The organism is Sulfurimonas sp. NW7, from assembly GCF_051132265.1.
In the GTDB taxonomy this organism is placed as follows: Bacteria; Campylobacterota; Campylobacteria; order Campylobacterales; family Sulfurimonadaceae; genus Sulfurimonas; species Sulfurimonas hydrogeniphila.
The window spans coordinates 1,181,480-1,198,194 of the sequence record NZ_CP093235.1; the positions used below are offsets into that span (position 1 = coordinate 1,181,480).

The following is a 16,715-nucleotide window of genomic DNA, read 5'->3' on the forward strand; positions in this document are numbered from 1 at the left end:
ACTAAAGTATATAACACTTATGGTAAAATTGTACCATGAAAAAAGAAAATAACACAAATAAAAAAGCTGTTTGCATCATGAGCGGAGGTATGGATTCTACGTTAAGCGCCTATATGATGAAGAATCAAGGCTATGAAGTTATAGCAGTTCATTTTAATTATGACCAAAGAACACAGGCAAAAGAGCTTGCATGTTTTGAAAATATATGTCAAAGTTTACATGTAAAGCAAAAGTATATTTTAGATTTGGATTTTTTTAAACAACTTGGTGCTTCTGCACTGACAGACATAAACATAGAAGTACCTACAGGCGGAGTAGAAGAGGGTGTTCCTGTAACGTATGTACCGTTTAGAAACGGCATATTTCTCTCTATGGCCGCAGCAATAGCTGAAAAAGAGGCTGCGGAGGTTATCAGTATAGGCGTTGTTGAAGAGGACAGCAGCGGGTATCCGGATTGCAGGGAAGAATATATACAGGCTATGCAAAAAGCAATCAATCTAGGCACAAAAGATGACACAAAGATAGAAATAAAAATGCCGCTGGTGCATCTCAAAAAATCGCAGATCGTAGAAGAAGCCCTAAAACTGAATGTTCCTTTGGACCTGACATGGAGTTGCTATAAAAACGAAGACAAGGCCTGCGGTGTGTGCGACAGCTGCAGACTCCGTTTAAACGGCTTTGAAAAAACAGGCGTGAGCGACCCGATTCCCTATGCATAAAACGGTTACATGTAAAGAGCTTACGGCACAGCTTGTATATGCTCCAAAACTTAAGCACAGTTACATACAGATAAAGCATGATTCAAGCATTATCATAAAAACGCCATACAGGCAAAAAAAGTATGCGATAGAGTTTTTTCAGGATAAAGAGTCCTGGATTCGAAAACAGTTACATAAAAATTCTCTGCGCAAGCCTTTACATGTAAACCTGGAGGATGAAGTGCTGCTGTTTGGTGAAATATACAGTATAGACAGTGATGAAGCGCATTACCTGCGAAAAAAACTGCAGTGCTTGCAAACATCAGACAAGACAAAAGTTCTGTCTGCATATGATAATTTTTATACATATACAGCCAAAGAGTATCTGCCTCAAAGAGTAGACTATTTTGCCCAGATAATGCAACAGGAATACAAAACTTTAAAATTCAGAAAGATGAAAAGCCGGTGGGGAAGCTGTAGCTCTGCAAAAATCATTACATTCAACACCCAACTGATAAAAGTACATAAAGAGCTGATAGATTATGTAATAGTCCACGAACTTGCACATCTTGTCCATATGAACCACTCAAAAGATTTTCATGACCTCGTTGCAAAATACCTGCCTCACGCAAAAGTACTCAGAAAAAAACTGAAAAATATTTCTCTATCTTTGTAAATACTCCTGATGATACTTGCTTGAAGGCGACCAGAGCATCCATCCGTTTGTTCCTATATCCTCTGCAGCTTTGATTTGTGCCTGTATTTCTTCTCTCTTATACGCTTTTCTTGAAGATGTATAATCTTTAAAATACTGCAGCCATGGGCGGACTCTATTGCTTGGAATTCTGTCTTGAATCTTTTTTATACTTCGATATACAACCTCATAGGGGTGTTTAGCCGGATATTTAAAATAAAAAGAGCCGCTTGAAAAGCCTGAAGGGTAGAGCATCGGACATAAGTAGTCTGCGTAATTTGCCAGTGATGTAACAGTCTGTCCTATGCCGTTGTCATCTTTTGCCCAGCAAATATTTCCATAGGTGTCAACAGAGATAAAAACACCGTATTTTTTTAATCTTCTCTGTGCCTCTTTCAAAAACCCCTCTATTGCTTTTATCCGGTTTGGTTGCGTGCATTGTCTGCAAAACTGCAATCCTTTTTTTGCAGGAAAACGGATATAGTCAAAATTGATTTCATCATAGCCGACCTTTGCAGCTTCTTCGGCAATAGCTATGGCATAATTGTGCGCACGTTTGTCAAAAGGGTCCACCCAGGCCATATTGTCATGATTTCTCCATATTTTTTTATTTTTTTTGATGGCGTAGTCAATATTGTGAGAAGCCTGCAGTTCATCTTTAAAGGTTACAATTCTGGCAATGGTATAGATATGCCGCTCTTTCATAGTTTTTATAAATTTTTTAATATCTCTGTTCGTACGCTGCTTGTAGGCACCATACTCATTGGCCTGCTTGAAGCCAGTCCAAAACTGGGTAGAACCGTATTCGTTTTTAACATCTACCACCACGGCATTTGCCTCGGTTGTCTCTATGAGATGGAGTATTTTTTTTAACGTACCGGAGTTGTTGCTGGCACCCCAGAAGGTTAAGTAGAGTGCTTTTACATGAATGGGTTCAAGTTTCAATGTTGTTGTGTTTGTATCAGATGTAAACGTATAAGGTCTGTATCCATAGGCTTTGATATGGTATCTGTTTTCTTTTGAAGCTATAAAGAACGAACCGTTTTCATCACTTTTGACAGTTCTTGTTGAATCGCTGACAAAAGCAGATTTTACAGGCTGCAGAGTTTTTTCATCAACAATCTTTCCTTTAAAAGAAGCGTAAGTGAAAGTTGAAAGAAAGATGCATAACAACAGTATTTTTTTCAATGAAATCCCTTTTGTTCTATTTTTTGAAATACTACTATGATTAAGCTAACAAAGTTAATATAATATTGCTAAAATAGTATAAAATCTTTAATTGAGCATTACTTATGAAAAACAGTCTTAAAATCTACAATACTTTAAATATACTTTGTGTCGATGATGATAAAAATGTTATAGAAATATATAATTCCCTTTTTTGTATGTTTTTTAAAAATGTTTATACTGCTTATGATGGAATGGAGGGATTTGAACTTTTTCAAAAAGAGTCTATAGATATTGTATTGACAGATTATTCCATGCCGTTGATGAGTGGTTTGCAAATGACACAAAAAATCAGAGAAGTGGATCCGAGCATCCCTGTTATTTTACTCACCGGATTGGAAAACCTGGAAATACTGAGAAATGCGATTGATTTGCATATCACAAGCTTTATCAAAAAACCCATTTCCTCACAGTCAATTTTTTCTACTTTGGAGTTTGTCGCAAAATCGGTATTGGCAGACAGACTGCTGATGCAGGCACAACAGCAAAAACTCTGTTACTCTAATTATCAGGAAACTTTAACCTATCAAAAAGAGACAACAATTATAAAAAATGACTTGCAGGAAAATAAAAAATTTTTACACTTTACATGTGAAGTTTTTTATCAACCAAAAGATATTTTAAGCGGGGACAGTTATATTATAAGAAAGATTTCAGATGATGGATATTTTATGTTTTTGGTTGACGGTATGGGAAAAGGAATATCGGCAGCTGTTACAGCCATGCTGTGCAGTGCATCTGCGAACAACATAATAAATCAAATGATAAAAAACAAAAAATTTTCTTTAACACAGCTCATAAAACAGCTTTTGGAGTTTATCGCGCCGAATTTACTTGAAGAAGAGGTTATCTGTGCAACTTTTCTCTATTTTAGCAGTAAAGAGAGACTGGAATATGCTATGTTTTCCATGCCTGCGATTTTATGTATAAAAGATGACAGTAATGATGTTGCAAAAATAAAATCGAACAATCCTCCTTTGGCAAGCTATACAAAAAGTATAAATACTACAATCCTTGATATAAAAAAAATATCCAAGATACTTGTTTTCAGTGACGGACTCAATGAAAACTCCGTCAGGGATTCTTCGGAATTTTACGGGAAGTACCTTGGAAAAGATTTTAAAGAAGCTAAAGACATCAATGAACTTGAAGCAAAAAGAAAAAAACAGGTTTTTGATCAGGAGGATGATATAACTTACATATTTATACAAAGAAAGGGCTTATCTGACATTTAGAAAATATCCAAGACTCACATCACTCCACTCTTTAGAAAGGTTCAGGTATGCTTTTATAGAGGCATACACTTCGGCAAAATCATTGTTTTTGCTGCTGAGATCATGGATGACTTCCTGAAGTGCTTTTTTCCCGGCTTCGGTTACATCATCCGGAAACTGTGCAAGCGTTACATGTAAACTTTTGAGTTTTTGCAAAGCGTAGATATTCTCATGATGAAATTTCGTTGCCATATTTGCATTCATTTCACTTGCAGCCACTTCAATCATAGACTGATGTTCACTGGCAAGCTTGTTCCATGTATGTTTATTGAATGTTAATTCAAGAACAGAACCCGGTTCATGCCAACCGGAATAATAATAAGGAGCAACTTTATAAAACCCCATTTTAATGTCAAGGGCAGGGCCCACCCACTCTGTTGCATCAATGACACCACGCTCTAAAGAAGTATAAATTTCTCCCGCAGGCAACAAAACAGGATTGACCCCCATGCGTGAAAAAACCTCTCCGCCAAGACCGGGAATTCGCATTTTAAGTCCCTGCATATCAGCCAAAGAGTTTATAGGTTTTCGAAACCATCCGCCCATTTGAATATTTGTGTTTCCGCCTAAAAACGGATAGAGATTGTGTTTTGCATAATGTTCTCTCCATAAATTCATACCGTCACCATAGAGCATCCATGAGTTTACTTCTTCAGCGGTAAAACCAAAAGGAATACCACTGTAAAGAGAAAAAGCAGAATTTTTTCCTTTCCAGTAATAGGGACCGGAATGAAAAGCATCTATTTGCCCGCTGGAACAGGCATCAAAGACAGCCAAAGCAGGAACAAGAACATTTTTAGGATAAATTTTTATCTCCAAACTGCCACCGCTGATGACATGAAGACGCTGTGCGAATTCTTCAACACCCGTACCCATTATAGGGAAATGTGCGGGCCAGCTTGTTGCAAGTTTGATAACTGTTTTTTTGTTTTTATTAAAATGAACATTTTTCACAGCATCATTGTGTTTTTTAGGATGTTTTGAATAGTCTATTGCGACATGATTCCCTTCATTACAGCCACCGAGGGCTATAGCTGCAGAAGTGAGTGTTGCGGTACTTAGAAAATCTCTGCGATTCATCTATTTATATTGCATTGTAAAGTATATGTTTACATCTTGCCATGTTTTACCCTGATGAAGAGCATAACATGCCTTGTTGATTGATTTCAAAGACTGCAACATCATAAAATCTGCCAAATCTATTGTCCCTTTTGCATTAACTGTGTTGTTTGCAATACTGTAGCTCATAGGAATATTTAAAGTTTTATTATTCATGTTCAATTGCAATATAAGAGTATTTTTTGTAACATCAATAATTTTTGCTTTGATGCGCTTGACATCTTGAACATTAAAAAACTGTGCAACCAGTTTTGCGTCTCTGCCTTTGTTTCCACTGTTGACACTCGATGTTTCTATCTCTGCTGTTGCATTTCTTAAAAGAGTAGTAACTGTATCCGCTTTTTGTGTTTTGACTCTGATTTTGTCAAAAACGCCGCTCACACCTTTTTTCGCATATGTTTTGAATGCGGTAAACTTCACTGTCGTATTTTGCACTTCAAGTGCATAAAGTGAAGCCCCGGCTAAAAGTAACGCTAATATGATTTTTTTCATTTTTTATCCTTTTGTAGTTAAGTACCTATCCAAAAGAAACACCAAAAAAAGAGAGTTAAAAAAGTAGTAGGTACAAGGCAAAACTCCGTAGGAGCTACTAGTAGCTTCAAGGGGTTTTAACGAAGTAGATACTGCTTTTTTAGCTCTCCCTTTGGGTAAAAGAATAATGGCACGATTGACTTCGTTAGATTTCATCAGATTAGCTACGGCTAGTCTATCAAAAATCTGCCTTGCACTCACACCATTCTTCTTTTACTTTTTTTGGTATTTCTTTTGGATAGGTACTTACGCTCTTGTAATATACCATTATTTTTTAAAAATCCAAAGTCAGTTGAGTTTGCCTTATTAAAGGTTTTTCCAGTATTGATTTATCTACACCGACTATCAGGGCAAAATGAAAATTGTTTGCCTGTAAAATATTTTTGATTTCATTTTTATTTTTATAAAAAAATAAATTTTTCTGTTTCAGAAGATCAGCATCGAGCCTTTGTTTACATGTAGAGGGAATAATATAAATAATTTTGGCCCAGCTTGCCTGTTTTTGTAAAAAAAGTATTTCATTCTCTATCAAAGAGGTGCTTTTTTCAAATATCAATACTTTGTCACTGGTTCCAAACTCTTTTATCTCAAAACTTTTATTTGTAAAAACTGCTTCAAAATGATCAATCGGCGTAAATTTTCTTAGTCTGAAATTAATTTTCAGCACTTTAAAAAGATAAAGCAGTTGCTCAAGATAGGGCATAAAGAATGGTGAGATAAGTTGTCTTTCATAAAAAACATTGTCATAAATGAAAGATGTTTCAAAAAGTGTCTGTTCAATGATATTGATACTTTGTGCCTTACTTTTTGGCAACTCTTTGATTTTTGTAAATAAATCCGAAGAAGTAAGAGCAGGGCTAAAGAGAAGAGTGGAACCGTTTTCTATATTTGACAACTCTTTAAAGATACTTTTTATATCCCCGTGCAAAGCGATGAAACTCGGTTCTGTAACAACCTGTAAAGCAATTTTGAGAACAATCTCATCACAGGCATATACTGATATCTCTTTAGCGATAAGTTCAAAACGCAAAAGTCGTTTGATTGCGTCTTCCAAATCTTTCACTTTTATCCAGGCTATCTCACTGTCTGTTATCTGCGTAGGCTTGTCAAACACTACACCGTAGGCACCGTTAAAAACAGCATCTTCTATGGAACCTTCATCAAAAGCTATAAAAAGATCACCTCTCTTCACCGCTTTTGCATCAAAAACAATATTGTTAAAATTACTTACAAAGGGAGTATTTACCAGTTCTCCGTGTATAAGTGCTAAAGTATTTTCCAGTCTCATCCAACAGGTGTGCCTGCTTTTTTAGGTTTTTCCGGTCTGATTAGACAAAGACCGTCTTCATCTTTTGCAGCAAGAAGCATTCCTTCACTTATCATTCCCATTAATTTGGCAGGTTTGAGGTTGGCTACAACACACACTTGAGTATTTATCAAATTATCAGGAGAATAAAACTCTTTTATACCGGCAACAACCTGTCTCAAATTCTCTTCGCCTAAATCAATCTGTAATTTTAAAAGTTTTTTACTTTTTGGTACTTCCTCAGCTTCTACAACAGTTCCGACTTTCAAAGATGTTTCAAAAAATTGACCAATTTCAATAAGGTTGTCATTTTCTTTTTTCGTCTCTTTTGTTTGTTTTTTGGAGCTTTGTTCTTTTTTTGTTGCTGTCACAGGTTCTGCCTTTGGCACTTCTTGCATCAAAGGTTCTTCGATTCTGGGAAAAAGAGGCGGCACTTTTTTAATATTAAATAATTTCAACAGTTTTTTCTCTAGTATAAGCTCTTTGTAACTTGCTGTATTTATTTCAAAAGAGAGTGCATCCGCTATGATATTTGTTGTATTTGGCATAACAGGGTGAAGCATTACAGCCGCTTTTGCCAGTATATTTGCAACAACAGCTACAGTAGCGAGTGCTTCGTCTTTTTGTCCGTTTTTCATTTTTACCCATGGTTCATACTCTTGTATAACACCGTTTCCTATTGCAAAAAGTTTCCACAGTTCTTCAAGATACCTGTGTGGTTGCAGATTTTCTAAAAATGTATCAAGAGAATCCAAAATCAGATTCATTTGCTCAATCTCTTTAGAATGGTATTTTTCTACATCTACGCTGTCTATTTGAAAATCAGAATATTTTCCACTCATACCTATGATACGATTGAGCAGGTTTCCAAGATCATTTGAAAGTTCAGAGTTTATACGGTCTATAAAAGCACGTTGTGAAAAATCACCGTCTTGGCCAAAAGGAACTTCTCTAAGCATAAAGTAACGGAGATTTTCTACACCATAGGCATCCGCAACTTCTTTTGGAGAAACAACATTTCCTTTTGATTTGCTCATTTTTTCACCGTCTCGTGTCCACCAGCCATGCGCACCGATATGCTTAGGAAGAGGGAGATCCAGACTCATTAAAAATGCAGGCCAGTAAATAGCATGAAAACGAAGAATATCTTTTCCGACAAAATGAACATCAGCCGGCCAATAATTCATAAGTTTTTCATCCGAACCATAACCAAGAGCTGTGATATAGTTTAAAAGTGCGTCAAGCCAAACATACATAACATGTTTGTCATCTCCGATACTTTTAGGCATTTTCACCCCCCAGCTAAATGATGTGCGTGTTACAGAAAGGTCACGCAGACCGCCTTTTACAAAATTTACAACTTCATTTGCACGCGAGCGGGGCATAATAAAATCAGGATGACTTGCATAATGTTCCAGCAGCTTATCTTCATAGTTTGAAAGTCTGAAAAAATAGCTCTCTTCCTTTACCACACTTGTTGTTCTTCCGCAGTCAGGGCAAAATTCACTGTCTATAAGCTGTGTTTCGGGAAAAAATGTTTCACAACTTACACAATAATGGCCTTCATAGAAGTCCTTGTAAATATCACCTTTTGCATACATCACTTCAAAAGCTTTTTGTACACCTTTTTTGTGTTCTTCATCAGTTGTACGTATAAACTTATCATAACTTATACCGAACTCATCCCAAAGATTCTTAAAAGTCGCACTGATTTCGTCTGCAAACTCCTGTGTAGGTTTTCCTGCTTTTTTTGCAGACTCTTCTATCTTTTGTCCGTGTTCATCTGTTCCTGTCAAAAAGAAAGTATCTTCACCTTTGAGTCTCTCATAGCGTGCCAGAGTATCTGCAATGAAAGTCGTGTAAGCATGCCCGATGTGAGCCTCTCCGTTGACATAGTATATAGGTGTTGTTATGTATTTACTCAATGTATGTTCCTGTTAAATATTTAGTGTATTTTATCTAAAATGTTTACTATTGCCAATAGTATTAAAATTCAAAACCGCCTGTTTCGCCTTTTGACATGCTGTTATAAACGGCTTTTATATATTCATTTCGCAGCTCGCAGCCAAAATAGTGCTCACACACACTGCAGCTTTTATGATTTTTTTGCTCTTGACACTCCTGAACTTTTTGTATCATTTCATCAAGATGCAGTTCAAATTTGTCTTTAGGCTTTTTATGCGTTTCTTGCATATACTTCTTTCACTCGGTCTATTTCATATTTTGAACCAAAAAAACATGGTGAAGTATCATGAATATGTGCATGACCAAGAGTTAAAATTTCATCTTTTCCGTCAACGGCCTCTCCTCCTGAAGTTTTAAACACAAAAGCAAAAGGAAACACTTCAAACAAACGGCGAAGTTTTCCTTCTGGTTTATCACTTGTAGCAGGATAGCTGAAAAGTCCGCCGCCTTTGAGCAGAATCTGATGCAGGTCAGGTACCATACCGCCGGAGTATCGCAGACGGTATCCCTCTGCAAAAAAACCGTCTATCATGGCTTTGTGGTATTTTTTCCAGTTTTGCTGCGTTCCTCCCGGAGCCATCAGTTTGCCTTTTTCGTTGAGTCGTATCTCTTTGACAAACTCAAATTCACCGGCCTGCAGCAGATAAAGCTTTGTTTTGTTTTGTGAAAAGACCATTTCAACGCGCGGACCATAAACAACATAGCAGGCAGCAACCATTTTTTGTGTTCCAAACGCACCCTCATAAATGCCAAAAATCGATCCTACGCTCAAATTTACATCTATTAATGATGAACCGTCAAGCGGGTCGTAGGCAATAAAATATTTGCCGTTTTCATGCAAAACCTCTTCATGCTCTTTTTCTTCACTGGCAACCGTATGGATAGAAGTAACTTTGGAAAATTCTTCTTCAATAATCATGTCACATTTTATGTCAAGTTCAAGCTGTGTTTCGCCAGAACTGTTTTCGAGCTGTGAGTATCCTATGTCTTTTGTATCAATTGCTTCTTTAATTCTTTTGGCACTTTTTTGAATTGCATCAAATATATCTCTCATTTTTTTTCCTTTTTAAACTTTTTTTGCATTTTTTTGTATCCATGTTATCACTTCATCTGTGTCATTTAAATCTAAAACATCAACATCTTTTGGCAAAGTGTATTTTTCAATATCTATACTTTCATCAACAGCAAGCGCATTCATATAAGGAAAGTAATCTTCATCTATACTGTTTCTAAATATACTTATTCTTGGCAGAGGCAGATTTTTCAGCCCTTCAACGAGTAAAATATCAAAATCACGAAACATGCGTATCATTTCATCCAAATCGGCATGACGGTGTGAAAAGTAGGTTGTTCTGTTTGGAGAAGTCACAATGACTTCTGCCCCGGTATCACTGAATTTGTAACTGTCTTTACCAACAACATCAAATCTAGCCTTGTCTTTTGGGTCATGCTTTATGATAGCTACTTCCAAATGATGTTCATGTATGAGTTTTCTGGCAACTTTGAGTATCAATGTTGTTTTACCGCTGTTAGAGGGTCCGGTAAATGCAACTGCTAATCTTTTTTTCAATATATAAGTCCTTGTGACTTTTCTTTAAAAATTTTAGGCCATTATACAAAAGAAGAGTTTAATAAGATATAATTCCAAAAAAGAATAGGGCCAAAAAATGAAATTTTTACTACCAATACTCTTATTACTGATAACTTTTGGGGGGTGCGCGCAAAAAAATGCATTTGAAAGATTTCATTTAAAAAATTCTCAAGAGTTGGCCGAAGACAATCTGCAAAGCAGCAAAGTTGTCAATACAAAAGCTGACGTAGTCGCAATTGTAACTGCTGTGTATTTAAACAAAACAGATCCGAAAATTTACAAAGATTATGAATATTTCTATCTCTATCTTTATAAAAAAAACAAAAAGAGCAAAGTAGAATTTTATCTCAACGAAAAACCTGCAATCCTTGTAGAATCATTACCTGTCCAAAATGAATTTACAGCACTTACATCATTTCATGCAAAATGGAACAAGTACTACCTTGTCGGATTTGCAAAGCAGAACAAAGAGACTTTGCATTTAAAAATCCAATTAGGACAAAACAGTACAATTCTGACTTTTAAACGTTGAAGAGGACACCTTTAATAAAGTATGGACTGTAAAATTACAATAAGAACCTGCAGTGCTATAATAATGATAAGCGGTGCGAAATCCAGACCATTTAAATCTGTTCGCATAAATCTTCTTACAAACGCGTATGCCGGATTTGTTACTCTGTGAAGAAACTGCACAACAGGGTTATATGGATCGGGATTCACAAAACTCAGCAGCGCTGCAATAATAATCACCCAGATATAGACATTTACAAGTCCTATAAAAATTCCGCCGATCCCCTGTATAATTTCAACTAATGCACTCATTTGATAATCTCCTTCAGATAGTTTTTCAGATATTTATATACTTTTTCTATAGCAGGCCCATGTTCGGCATTTGTAAGAAGTATACGCAACGGTTTTAAAAAGTTTTCATCTTTAAGCCCTGTTTTATCCATGATATAGTTTTTAAAATCATTATACTCTTCAAAGTAGGGCGCATTTTTTATCGCTTTTGCCATTGACTTCATTTCTTCTGCAGATTCGTGGGCAGTAACTCTTTTTGCAAAAATAGAAGCAATTTTTTCTTTCAACTCTTTTGTAGTCCCCGCTTCTTCAAGATAAATACGTGTAAGTTCTCCGATTTCCGGGTCGGCAAATCCTACATAACGAGACAACTCTGTTGCATCCAGGTTTTTTAAATGCTCTTTGTTGATCTGTTTCAGCCTATCCTGATCAAAACGGACAGGATTATCTGCAAGTTTGTCCAGGTCAAACCATTCTGTCGCTTCTTTGAGTGTAAAAATCTCTTTTGGAGGATTGCTGCCGATTGATATTAAATAATTTGAAATAGCTTCGGGCAAATATCCTTCTTCCAAAAGCTGTTTTACACTGACACTGTTCTGTATACCGTGCAGGTGGGCATACTCAATCTCTTTGTTATATTGGAGCTGGTTTCTTACATGTACCTGTTTTGGTGTATTGTTGAGATATTTTTCATCGCAAATAATCATTGAAACATCACTCAGCATATCATCTACCGCACAGGCAAAATCATAGGTAGGCGTTTTATCGTGATTCATGATCACAAAACTGTCAACAGCATCAGGTTCAAAACTGATTGCACCTTTAAGCCGGTCTTTTACAATGACTGGTGTATCAGGACGTACTATTCTTACAGTAAAAGGGGCTGTATTGTCAATGACAAGTTCGGCAGGAAGATTTCTGCATGCATCATCATAATGGTACTCTTTTTGCGCTTTTTCTGCTTCACTGCGCTTTTTTTGCAACCATTCATCGGAACAAAAACAGGAAAAAGCTTTTTTCTCATGCAAAAGTTGCAGAGCCATAGCCGAATGAAAACGAAGGTTTTGGCTTTGATACACCACGTGAGAATATTCAATTCCAAAAAGCCCTAAAATATCCAGGGTTTCCTGGTCTTTATTGTGCATAACTTTTTTTTTGTCTATATCTTCTATTCTTACAATGAAATCTTCATTTTTTTGTTTTGATACAATGTAGTTTAAGAGTGCAATTCTTAAATCATTTATATGCATGTCTCCAATAGGGCTGGACGCAAATCTTAGCATTAACATTCCTAGATAATTTTTTTGTAATTCTAACAAACTTTTGATTAATTATAAGCTATGATTTGTTAAAATGTACTCCTTCAATGCCATTAAGTGAAGCAGTTTCTCAAGACCCGTACTTTCGCGTGCGGGCTTTGTATTTTTAAAAGACTAAAAAGACTCAATGGCTGATAATAAAAGGTTTAAAAACAATGAATAATAAAAAAAAAGATTTTTTACGTACAATAGTTGAAAATGATTTAAAATCAGGAAAATACAAAGAGATAGTAACAAGGTTTCCGCCCGAGCCCAACGGTTTTCCGCATATCGGACATGCCAAGTCCATATCTATAAATTTTGGTATTGCCCGTGATTATAACGGTCACTGCAACCTGCGAATGGATGACACCAATCCGACAAAAGAAGATACAAAGTATGTAGAAGCTCTTGAAGATGCCGTCAGATGGCTTGGATTTGACTGGGGTGAGAATCTTTATTTTACCTCTGATTATTTTTCTCAGATATATGATTATGCGGTGCAGCTTATTAAAATGGGCAAAGCCTATGTCGACAGTCTGAGCGAAGATGAAATACGCCAATACCGCGGCACTGTTACACAGCCCGGAAAGCGTAGTAAATATGCAAGCAGAAGTGTTGAAGAAAATCTCGATCTTTTCCAAAGAATGAAAAAGGGCGAATTTAAAGACGGTGAGCATGTTTTACGGGCTAAGATAGATATGGGTGCAGCCAATATGAAAATGAGAGACCCGCTTTTATACCGTATAAGACATGCACATCACTTTAGAGCAGGGGATACATGGTCAATCTACCCGATGTATGATTTTGCACACTGTTTGTCTGATTATATAGAGGGAGTCACACACTCAATTTGTACCTTGGAGTTTGAAAACAATCGTGATATTTACGACTGGGTACTCGATACGCTTGAACTGAAACCGCCTCGTCCCTATCAGTATGAATTTGCACGGCTCAATATCAACTATACGGTTATGAGCAAAAGAAAACTTTTGGAACTGGTTGAGGGAGGCTATGTAAGCGGATGGGACGATCCTCGTCTGCCTACAATTGCAGGGTACAGAAGGAGAGGATACACACCGGAGTCCATTTTAAATTTTTGTGAGCAAATCGGTATAGCAAAAGCAAACTCTGTGGTTGATGTTGCACAGCTTGAATTTTCTATACGCGATGATTTAAACACAAAAGTTCCCCGTGTCATGTGCGTGATGGACCCTTTGAAGGTCACAATTGAAAACTATGAAGGTTCTGAGGAAATTGAGGCACCGTACTATCCGCATGATGTTCCAAAAGAGGGTTCAAGAAAGATTCCTTTTTCAAAAGAGCTTTATATCGAACGGGCAGACTTTGAAGAGAATCCTCCAAAAGGTTACTTCCGTCTTACTCCTGAACAGCCTGTGAGACTAAGACACGGCTATATCATTACATGTAAAGAGATCATTAAAGATGCCGATGGAAATATTACAGAAATAAAAGCAGAGTATTATCCCGATTCCAAAAGCGGTACGAAAGATACAAGCGGCATCAAAGTAAAAAGTGCCATTCAATGGGTGAGCGCAGCAGAGGCAAAAAAAATAGAGATCCGTCTGTACGACAGACTGTTTAAAACTGAAGCACCGGAGGGGATTGAAGACTTAAATCCAAACTCTTTGCAAATCATTAAAAATGCGCTGATTGAACCTGCTGTGATACTTGAAAAACCGGATGAGAGGTTTCAGTTTGAGAGACAAGGCTATTTTTATGCTGATCCGGTTGATTACAGCGATGCGCACCCTGTATTTAACAAAATTGTCGGACTGAAAGACTCCTGGACGAAAAAAGAAAAACCAAAACAGCAGGCAACACAACAAAAAGCCAAACAGGTACAAATAGACGGTGAAGTAACACCTATGACAGAGGAACAAAAAAAAGTATTTGAAAAATATACAGATACACTGAAACTCAACAATGAGGTTGCAAATACGCTGGCTCGTGATGCTTTTCTCTGTGACTTTTTTGAAGAGGCACTCTGTACATGTAACGCGCCTGTCACACTCTCAAATATTGTAGTCAATGAAGTAGCCAGAGTGCTTAAAAACACAGATGCAGAGACGCTGAAATTCGGCCCCGTGCATATAGCACAACTGGCAAAAATGATTGAAGAAGATATTATCTCAAGTAAAATTGCCAAACAGGTGTTTGAGGATATGTCAAAGAGTGGAGAAAACCCGACGCAGATAGTTCAAGCAAAAGGGCTGGTGCAGATCAGTGATCCGGCTCAAATTTTACCTGTTATTGATGAAGTTATTGCAAACAATCCTGATAATGTGGCAAAATACAAAGCAGGGAATAACAAGCTGTTTGGTTTCTTTGTAGGACAGGTATTGAAAAAGACAGGGGGTAAAGCAAATCCTAAAATTGTCAATGAGCTTGTAAAACAAAAATTGGCGATTTGATATTAGAATTGGCGATATTTTTTCACAACCTCCTGGCCTTAGTTATTAAAGGCACAAAGCCCGCACTCTTTCTTTAGCATTGAAAGTACGGGTTCCGAATGATTTTTGAATAGGCGAGTGTATTATTGTATTTGACAGTTGTATAGATGATATTTTATGATTGGGAAAAAGGAAGAAAAGTTGGTGACCCCGAGGAGAATCGAACTCCTGTAACATGGATGAAAACCATGGATCCTAACCGCTAGACGACGGGGCCAACATGCTCAACTTTTGTTGAGCCGAAATTATATAGACAATATCCTTAAAAAAAGATAAAATCTATATATTTCGTTAATTATTCATAAAAGCTGCGAAGTGCTCTGATAATGACGGCATTTTTAGAAATACTTTCTGCTTTTGCATTCTCGTTTACAGTTTCGTATAAATCCAAAGGAAGAGAGATTGAAAATGTTTTTGTCTCTACTTTTTTCTTTTTAGCCACCATAGAAACAACATTACCTAAAAGCTCTATAATTTTTTTCGTGTCAATAGGCTTTTGAATAAAACTGTTTACACCCACTTCAATTGATGCAGAAATTTTTTCCATATCGTTACTTGCAGAGATCACTATAATGATTTGACTTGGATTAATTTCGCGAATTTTACGAGAAAGTTCTATCCCGTCCATTCCTTCCATAATAATATCAACAAAAACTACATCCGGTTTCATCTGCTCATATACTTTTAATGCCGTATCACCGTCGAAACATGATTCCACTTTTGCAAAAAAGTTTTTAAACGTAGAACTCAAAAGTTCGTTCGTTACTTTTTCATCTTCTACAACCATAGCTGTAAGTTTTTTTGTCTGTTCTGTTAATTGAATTAAATCTAAATTACCCATTGTTTTTTCCTATATTTTAATTTGTTATATTATACACTACAAATAGTTAATAACGCTAACATTTATCAACAAATTCAAGAATTTGTCTTAAATTGCTCAAGCCACTCTGTATCAGAAACACTGTTTTTTTCTTTTTGTGTCAACAAAGCATCAATTGTGTCTATAAGAGTTTTTTCATCCATAAATTGTAATAAATCAGGATTAATAGAAGTAGGGCGTATGCCATCATAGCTGTTGAGAAGGTTTTGTATATCTTTGATAAGTTGTTCTTTTCTTTCCATTGTGTATCTGTTCCTGGAGTTTATTCGAGTGTTTATTCTCTATAGAGTCTTTGAAATAGTTCATATTAAACAATATGTATATTGGTTAACATAATGTAAATTCTCTTGAAAAATCATCTGCTCTCTTGAGAGTGGTTTTCAGGCATAAGATAAGCCGAGTTTTGTAGTGATAGCATTAATCTACTGCACATCTTGCGTTGTGCCTCTAGCGAAACAATAGCATTGTAAGACGCTAACCATTTGTTTCTTGCTGCCATGTTGGGTTTACAAGCTCTCTATATCGCTATAAAGACTGGTGGTCTCTTACACCACCTTTTCACCTTTACTACCAAAAGGTAGAAGTTTGTTTTCTGTTGCACTTTCCCTCGTATTGCTACGGCCATTAGTTAAATGGAACACTGTCTTACAGCAGCTCGGACTTTCCTCTTGAATACAGGTTCAAGTTACTATCTCTTATGCCTGATGGAATTATACATAAAAATTCTAAACAAAGGCCAGAGCATGAACATCTGTTCATACTTGTATGCAGTAATAAGAACAATCGTTCACTTGTATTTAAGAAGATATTAACAACTGTTCATATATAATTGCATATACAAGAACAATTGTTCACTT

General features: G+C 36.4%; 17 protein-coding genes, 1 tRNA gene and 1 other RNA gene. 5 read left to right on the top strand and 14 right to left on the bottom strand.

From position 1 onward, the window contains the following. The first annotated feature begins 35 nt into the window (after nt 1–35). Both queC and MLC35_RS06230 read left to right on the top strand, forming a co-directional pair. Nucleotides 36–719 carry a 7-cyano-7-deazaguanine synthase QueC gene (gene queC / locus MLC35_RS06225; RefSeq protein WP_434636202.1) on the top strand — a complete coding sequence of 228 codons (684 nt, stop codon included), beginning with the start codon at nt 36–38 and terminating at the stop codon, nt 717–719. Further along, the gene (locus MLC35_RS06230; RefSeq protein ID WP_434636205.1) at nt 712–1,374 is read left to right on the top strand and encodes a M48 family metallopeptidase; all 663 of its coding nucleotides are present in this window, start codon (nt 712–714) and stop codon (nt 1,372–1,374) included. The genes queC and MLC35_RS06230 overlap by 8 nt, the downstream gene beginning before the upstream one ends. Here the strand turns inward: MLC35_RS06230 and MLC35_RS06235 are convergent. Then, nucleotides 1,363–2,580 (bottom strand): putative glycoside hydrolase, encoded by a 1,218-nt coding sequence (locus tag MLC35_RS06235; protein ID WP_434636208.1) that lies wholly within the window; start codon nt 2,578–2,580, stop codon nt 1,363–1,365. The two genes, MLC35_RS06230 and MLC35_RS06235, sit on opposite strands and share 12 nt — an antisense overlap. 104 nt (nt 2,581–2,684) lie before the next feature. On the opposite strand from MLC35_RS06235, the gene MLC35_RS06240 reads away from it, so the two are divergent. After that, on the top strand, nt 2,685–3,854 hold the full coding sequence (locus MLC35_RS06240) for a response regulator (protein WP_434636211.1): 1,170 nt from the start codon (nt 2,685–2,687) through the stop codon (nt 3,852–3,854). On the opposite strand, the gene MLC35_RS06245 is transcribed toward MLC35_RS06240, so the two are convergent. From MLC35_RS06245 to mobB, 7 genes are all read right to left on the bottom strand, one after another. Then, nucleotides 3,840–4,973 (bottom strand): TRAP transporter substrate-binding protein, encoded by a 1,134-nt coding sequence (locus tag MLC35_RS06245; RefSeq protein WP_434636213.1) that lies wholly within the window; start codon nt 4,971–4,973, stop codon nt 3,840–3,842. The two genes, MLC35_RS06240 and MLC35_RS06245, sit on opposite strands and share 15 nt — an antisense overlap. Beyond that, nucleotides 4,974–5,504 (bottom strand): YceI family protein, encoded by a 531-nt coding sequence (locus tag MLC35_RS06250; protein WP_151900288.1) that lies wholly within the window; start codon nt 5,502–5,504, stop codon nt 4,974–4,976. It abuts the gene before it with no gap. A 313-nt stretch (nt 5,505–5,817) separates the two neighbouring features. Then, nucleotides 5,818–6,831 carry a hypothetical protein gene (locus tag MLC35_RS06255; protein WP_151900287.1) on the bottom strand — a complete coding sequence of 338 codons (1,014 nt, stop codon included), beginning with the start codon at nt 6,829–6,831 and terminating at the stop codon, nt 5,818–5,820. Next, nucleotides 6,828–8,774, bottom strand: a complete 1,947-nt coding sequence (metG, locus tag MLC35_RS06260) for a methionine--tRNA ligase (protein WP_151900286.1) — start codon at nt 8,772–8,774, stop codon at nt 6,828–6,830. The genes MLC35_RS06255 and metG overlap by 4 nt, the downstream gene beginning before the upstream one ends. Nucleotides 8,775–8,835: 61 nt before the next feature. Further along, entirely contained in the window at nt 8,836–9,042 is a 207-nt protein-coding gene (locus MLC35_RS06265) for a hypothetical protein (protein WP_151900285.1), read from the bottom strand. Beyond that, entirely contained in the window at nt 9,026–9,868 is an 843-nt protein-coding gene (locus MLC35_RS06270) for a class 1 fructose-bisphosphatase (RefSeq protein WP_346388782.1), read from the bottom strand. Before MLC35_RS06270 ends, MLC35_RS06265 begins: the two co-directional genes overlap by 17 nt. Nucleotides 9,869–9,880: 12 nt before the next feature. Next, a complete protein-coding gene (gene mobB, locus MLC35_RS06275; protein ID WP_151900283.1) occupies nt 9,881–10,384 on the bottom strand; it encodes a molybdopterin-guanine dinucleotide biosynthesis protein B in 504 nt (167 codons plus the stop codon). Nucleotides 10,385–10,481: 97 nt separating this feature from the next. On the opposite strand from mobB, the gene MLC35_RS06280 reads away from it, so the two are divergent. Then, nucleotides 10,482–10,937, top strand: coding sequence for a hypothetical protein (locus tag MLC35_RS06280; RefSeq protein WP_434636216.1), 456 nt, complete (start codon nt 10,482–10,484; stop codon nt 10,935–10,937). Between the two features lie 11 nt (nt 10,938–10,948). Here MLC35_RS06280 and MLC35_RS06285 read toward each other — a convergent pair whose 3' ends face one another. Both MLC35_RS06285 and gltX read right to left on the bottom strand, forming a co-directional pair. Then, the gene (locus tag MLC35_RS06285; RefSeq protein ID WP_151900281.1) at nt 10,949–11,227 is read right to left on the bottom strand and encodes a YggT family protein; all 279 of its coding nucleotides are present in this window, start codon (nt 11,225–11,227) and stop codon (nt 10,949–10,951) included. Beyond that, nucleotides 11,224–12,489 (bottom strand): glutamate--tRNA ligase, encoded by a 1,266-nt coding sequence (gene gltX / locus MLC35_RS06290; RefSeq protein WP_434636219.1) that lies wholly within the window; start codon nt 12,487–12,489, stop codon nt 11,224–11,226. Before gltX ends, MLC35_RS06285 begins: the two co-directional genes overlap by 4 nt. Nucleotides 12,490–12,680: 191 nt before the next feature. Here gltX and MLC35_RS06295 point away from each other — a divergent pair, with 191 nt between their 5' ends. Beyond that, nucleotides 12,681–14,939: a glutamine--tRNA ligase/YqeY domain fusion protein gene (locus tag MLC35_RS06295; protein ID WP_434579676.1), complete on the top strand. Its 2,259-nt coding sequence runs from the start codon at nt 12,681–12,683 to the stop codon at nt 14,937–14,939. Between the two features lie 181 nt (nt 14,940–15,120). On the opposite strand, the gene MLC35_RS06300 is transcribed toward MLC35_RS06295, so the two are convergent. From MLC35_RS06300 to rnpB, 4 genes are all read right to left on the bottom strand, one after another. Next, nucleotides 15,121–15,195, bottom strand: a tRNA-Glu gene (locus MLC35_RS06300). A gap of 78 nt (nt 15,196–15,273) precedes the next feature. Further along, on the bottom strand, nt 15,274–15,819 hold the full coding sequence (locus tag MLC35_RS06305) for a response regulator (RefSeq protein WP_151900278.1): 546 nt from the start codon (nt 15,817–15,819) through the stop codon (nt 15,274–15,276). Between the two features lie 74 nt (nt 15,820–15,893). Then, nucleotides 15,894–16,100: a hypothetical protein gene (locus MLC35_RS06310; RefSeq protein WP_151900277.1), complete on the bottom strand. Its 207-nt coding sequence runs from the start codon at nt 16,098–16,100 to the stop codon at nt 15,894–15,896. A 135-nt stretch (nt 16,101–16,235) separates the two neighbouring features. Next, nucleotides 16,236–16,562, bottom strand: an RNA gene (gene rnpB / locus MLC35_RS06315) — RNase P RNA component class A. Nucleotides 16,563–16,715: the final 153 nt, after the last annotated feature.

What these genes read in the sequence shown, in the direction of transcription:
- queC (WP_434636202.1), top strand. Translation starts at nt 36, where the DNA reads ATGAAAAAAGAAAATAACACAAATAAAAAAGCTGTTTGCATCATGAGC.
- MLC35_RS06230 (WP_434636205.1), top strand. Translation starts at nt 712, where the DNA reads ATGCATAAAACGGTTACATGTAAAGAGCTTACGGCACAGCTTGTATAT.
- MLC35_RS06240 (WP_434636211.1), top strand. Translation starts at nt 2,685, where the DNA reads ATGAAAAACAGTCTTAAAATCTACAATACTTTAAATATACTTTGTGTC.
- MLC35_RS06245 (WP_434636213.1), bottom strand. Translation starts at nt 4,973, where the DNA reads ATGAATCGCAGAGATTTTCTAAGTACCGCAACACTCACTTCTGCAGCT.
- MLC35_RS06250 (WP_151900288.1), bottom strand. Translation starts at nt 5,504, where the DNA reads ATGAAAAAAATCATATTAGCGTTACTTTTAGCCGGGGCTTCACTTTAT.
- MLC35_RS06255 (WP_151900287.1), bottom strand. Translation starts at nt 6,831, where the DNA reads ATGAGACTGGAAAATACTTTAGCACTTATACACGGAGAACTGGTAAAT.
- MLC35_RS06265 (WP_151900285.1), bottom strand. Translation starts at nt 9,042, where the DNA reads ATGCAAGAAACGCATAAAAAGCCTAAAGACAAATTTGAACTGCATCTT.
- MLC35_RS06270 (WP_346388782.1), bottom strand. Translation starts at nt 9,868, where the DNA reads ATGAGAGATATATTTGATGCAATTCAAAAAAGTGCCAAAAGAATTAAA.
- MLC35_RS06280 (WP_434636216.1), top strand. Translation starts at nt 10,482, where the DNA reads ATGAAATTTTTACTACCAATACTCTTATTACTGATAACTTTTGGGGGG.
- MLC35_RS06285 (WP_151900281.1), bottom strand. Translation starts at nt 11,227, where the DNA reads ATGAGTGCATTAGTTGAAATTATACAGGGGATCGGCGGAATTTTTATA.
- gltX (WP_434636219.1), bottom strand. Translation starts at nt 12,489, where the DNA reads ATGCTAAGATTTGCGTCCAGCCCTATTGGAGACATGCATATAAATGAT.
- MLC35_RS06295 (WP_434579676.1), top strand. Translation starts at nt 12,681, where the DNA reads ATGAATAATAAAAAAAAAGATTTTTTACGTACAATAGTTGAAAATGAT.
- MLC35_RS06305 (WP_151900278.1), bottom strand. Translation starts at nt 15,819, where the DNA reads ATGGGTAATTTAGATTTAATTCAATTAACAGAACAGACAAAAAAACTT.
- MLC35_RS06310 (WP_151900277.1), bottom strand. Translation starts at nt 16,100, where the DNA reads ATGGAAAGAAAAGAACAACTTATCAAAGATATACAAAACCTTCTCAAC.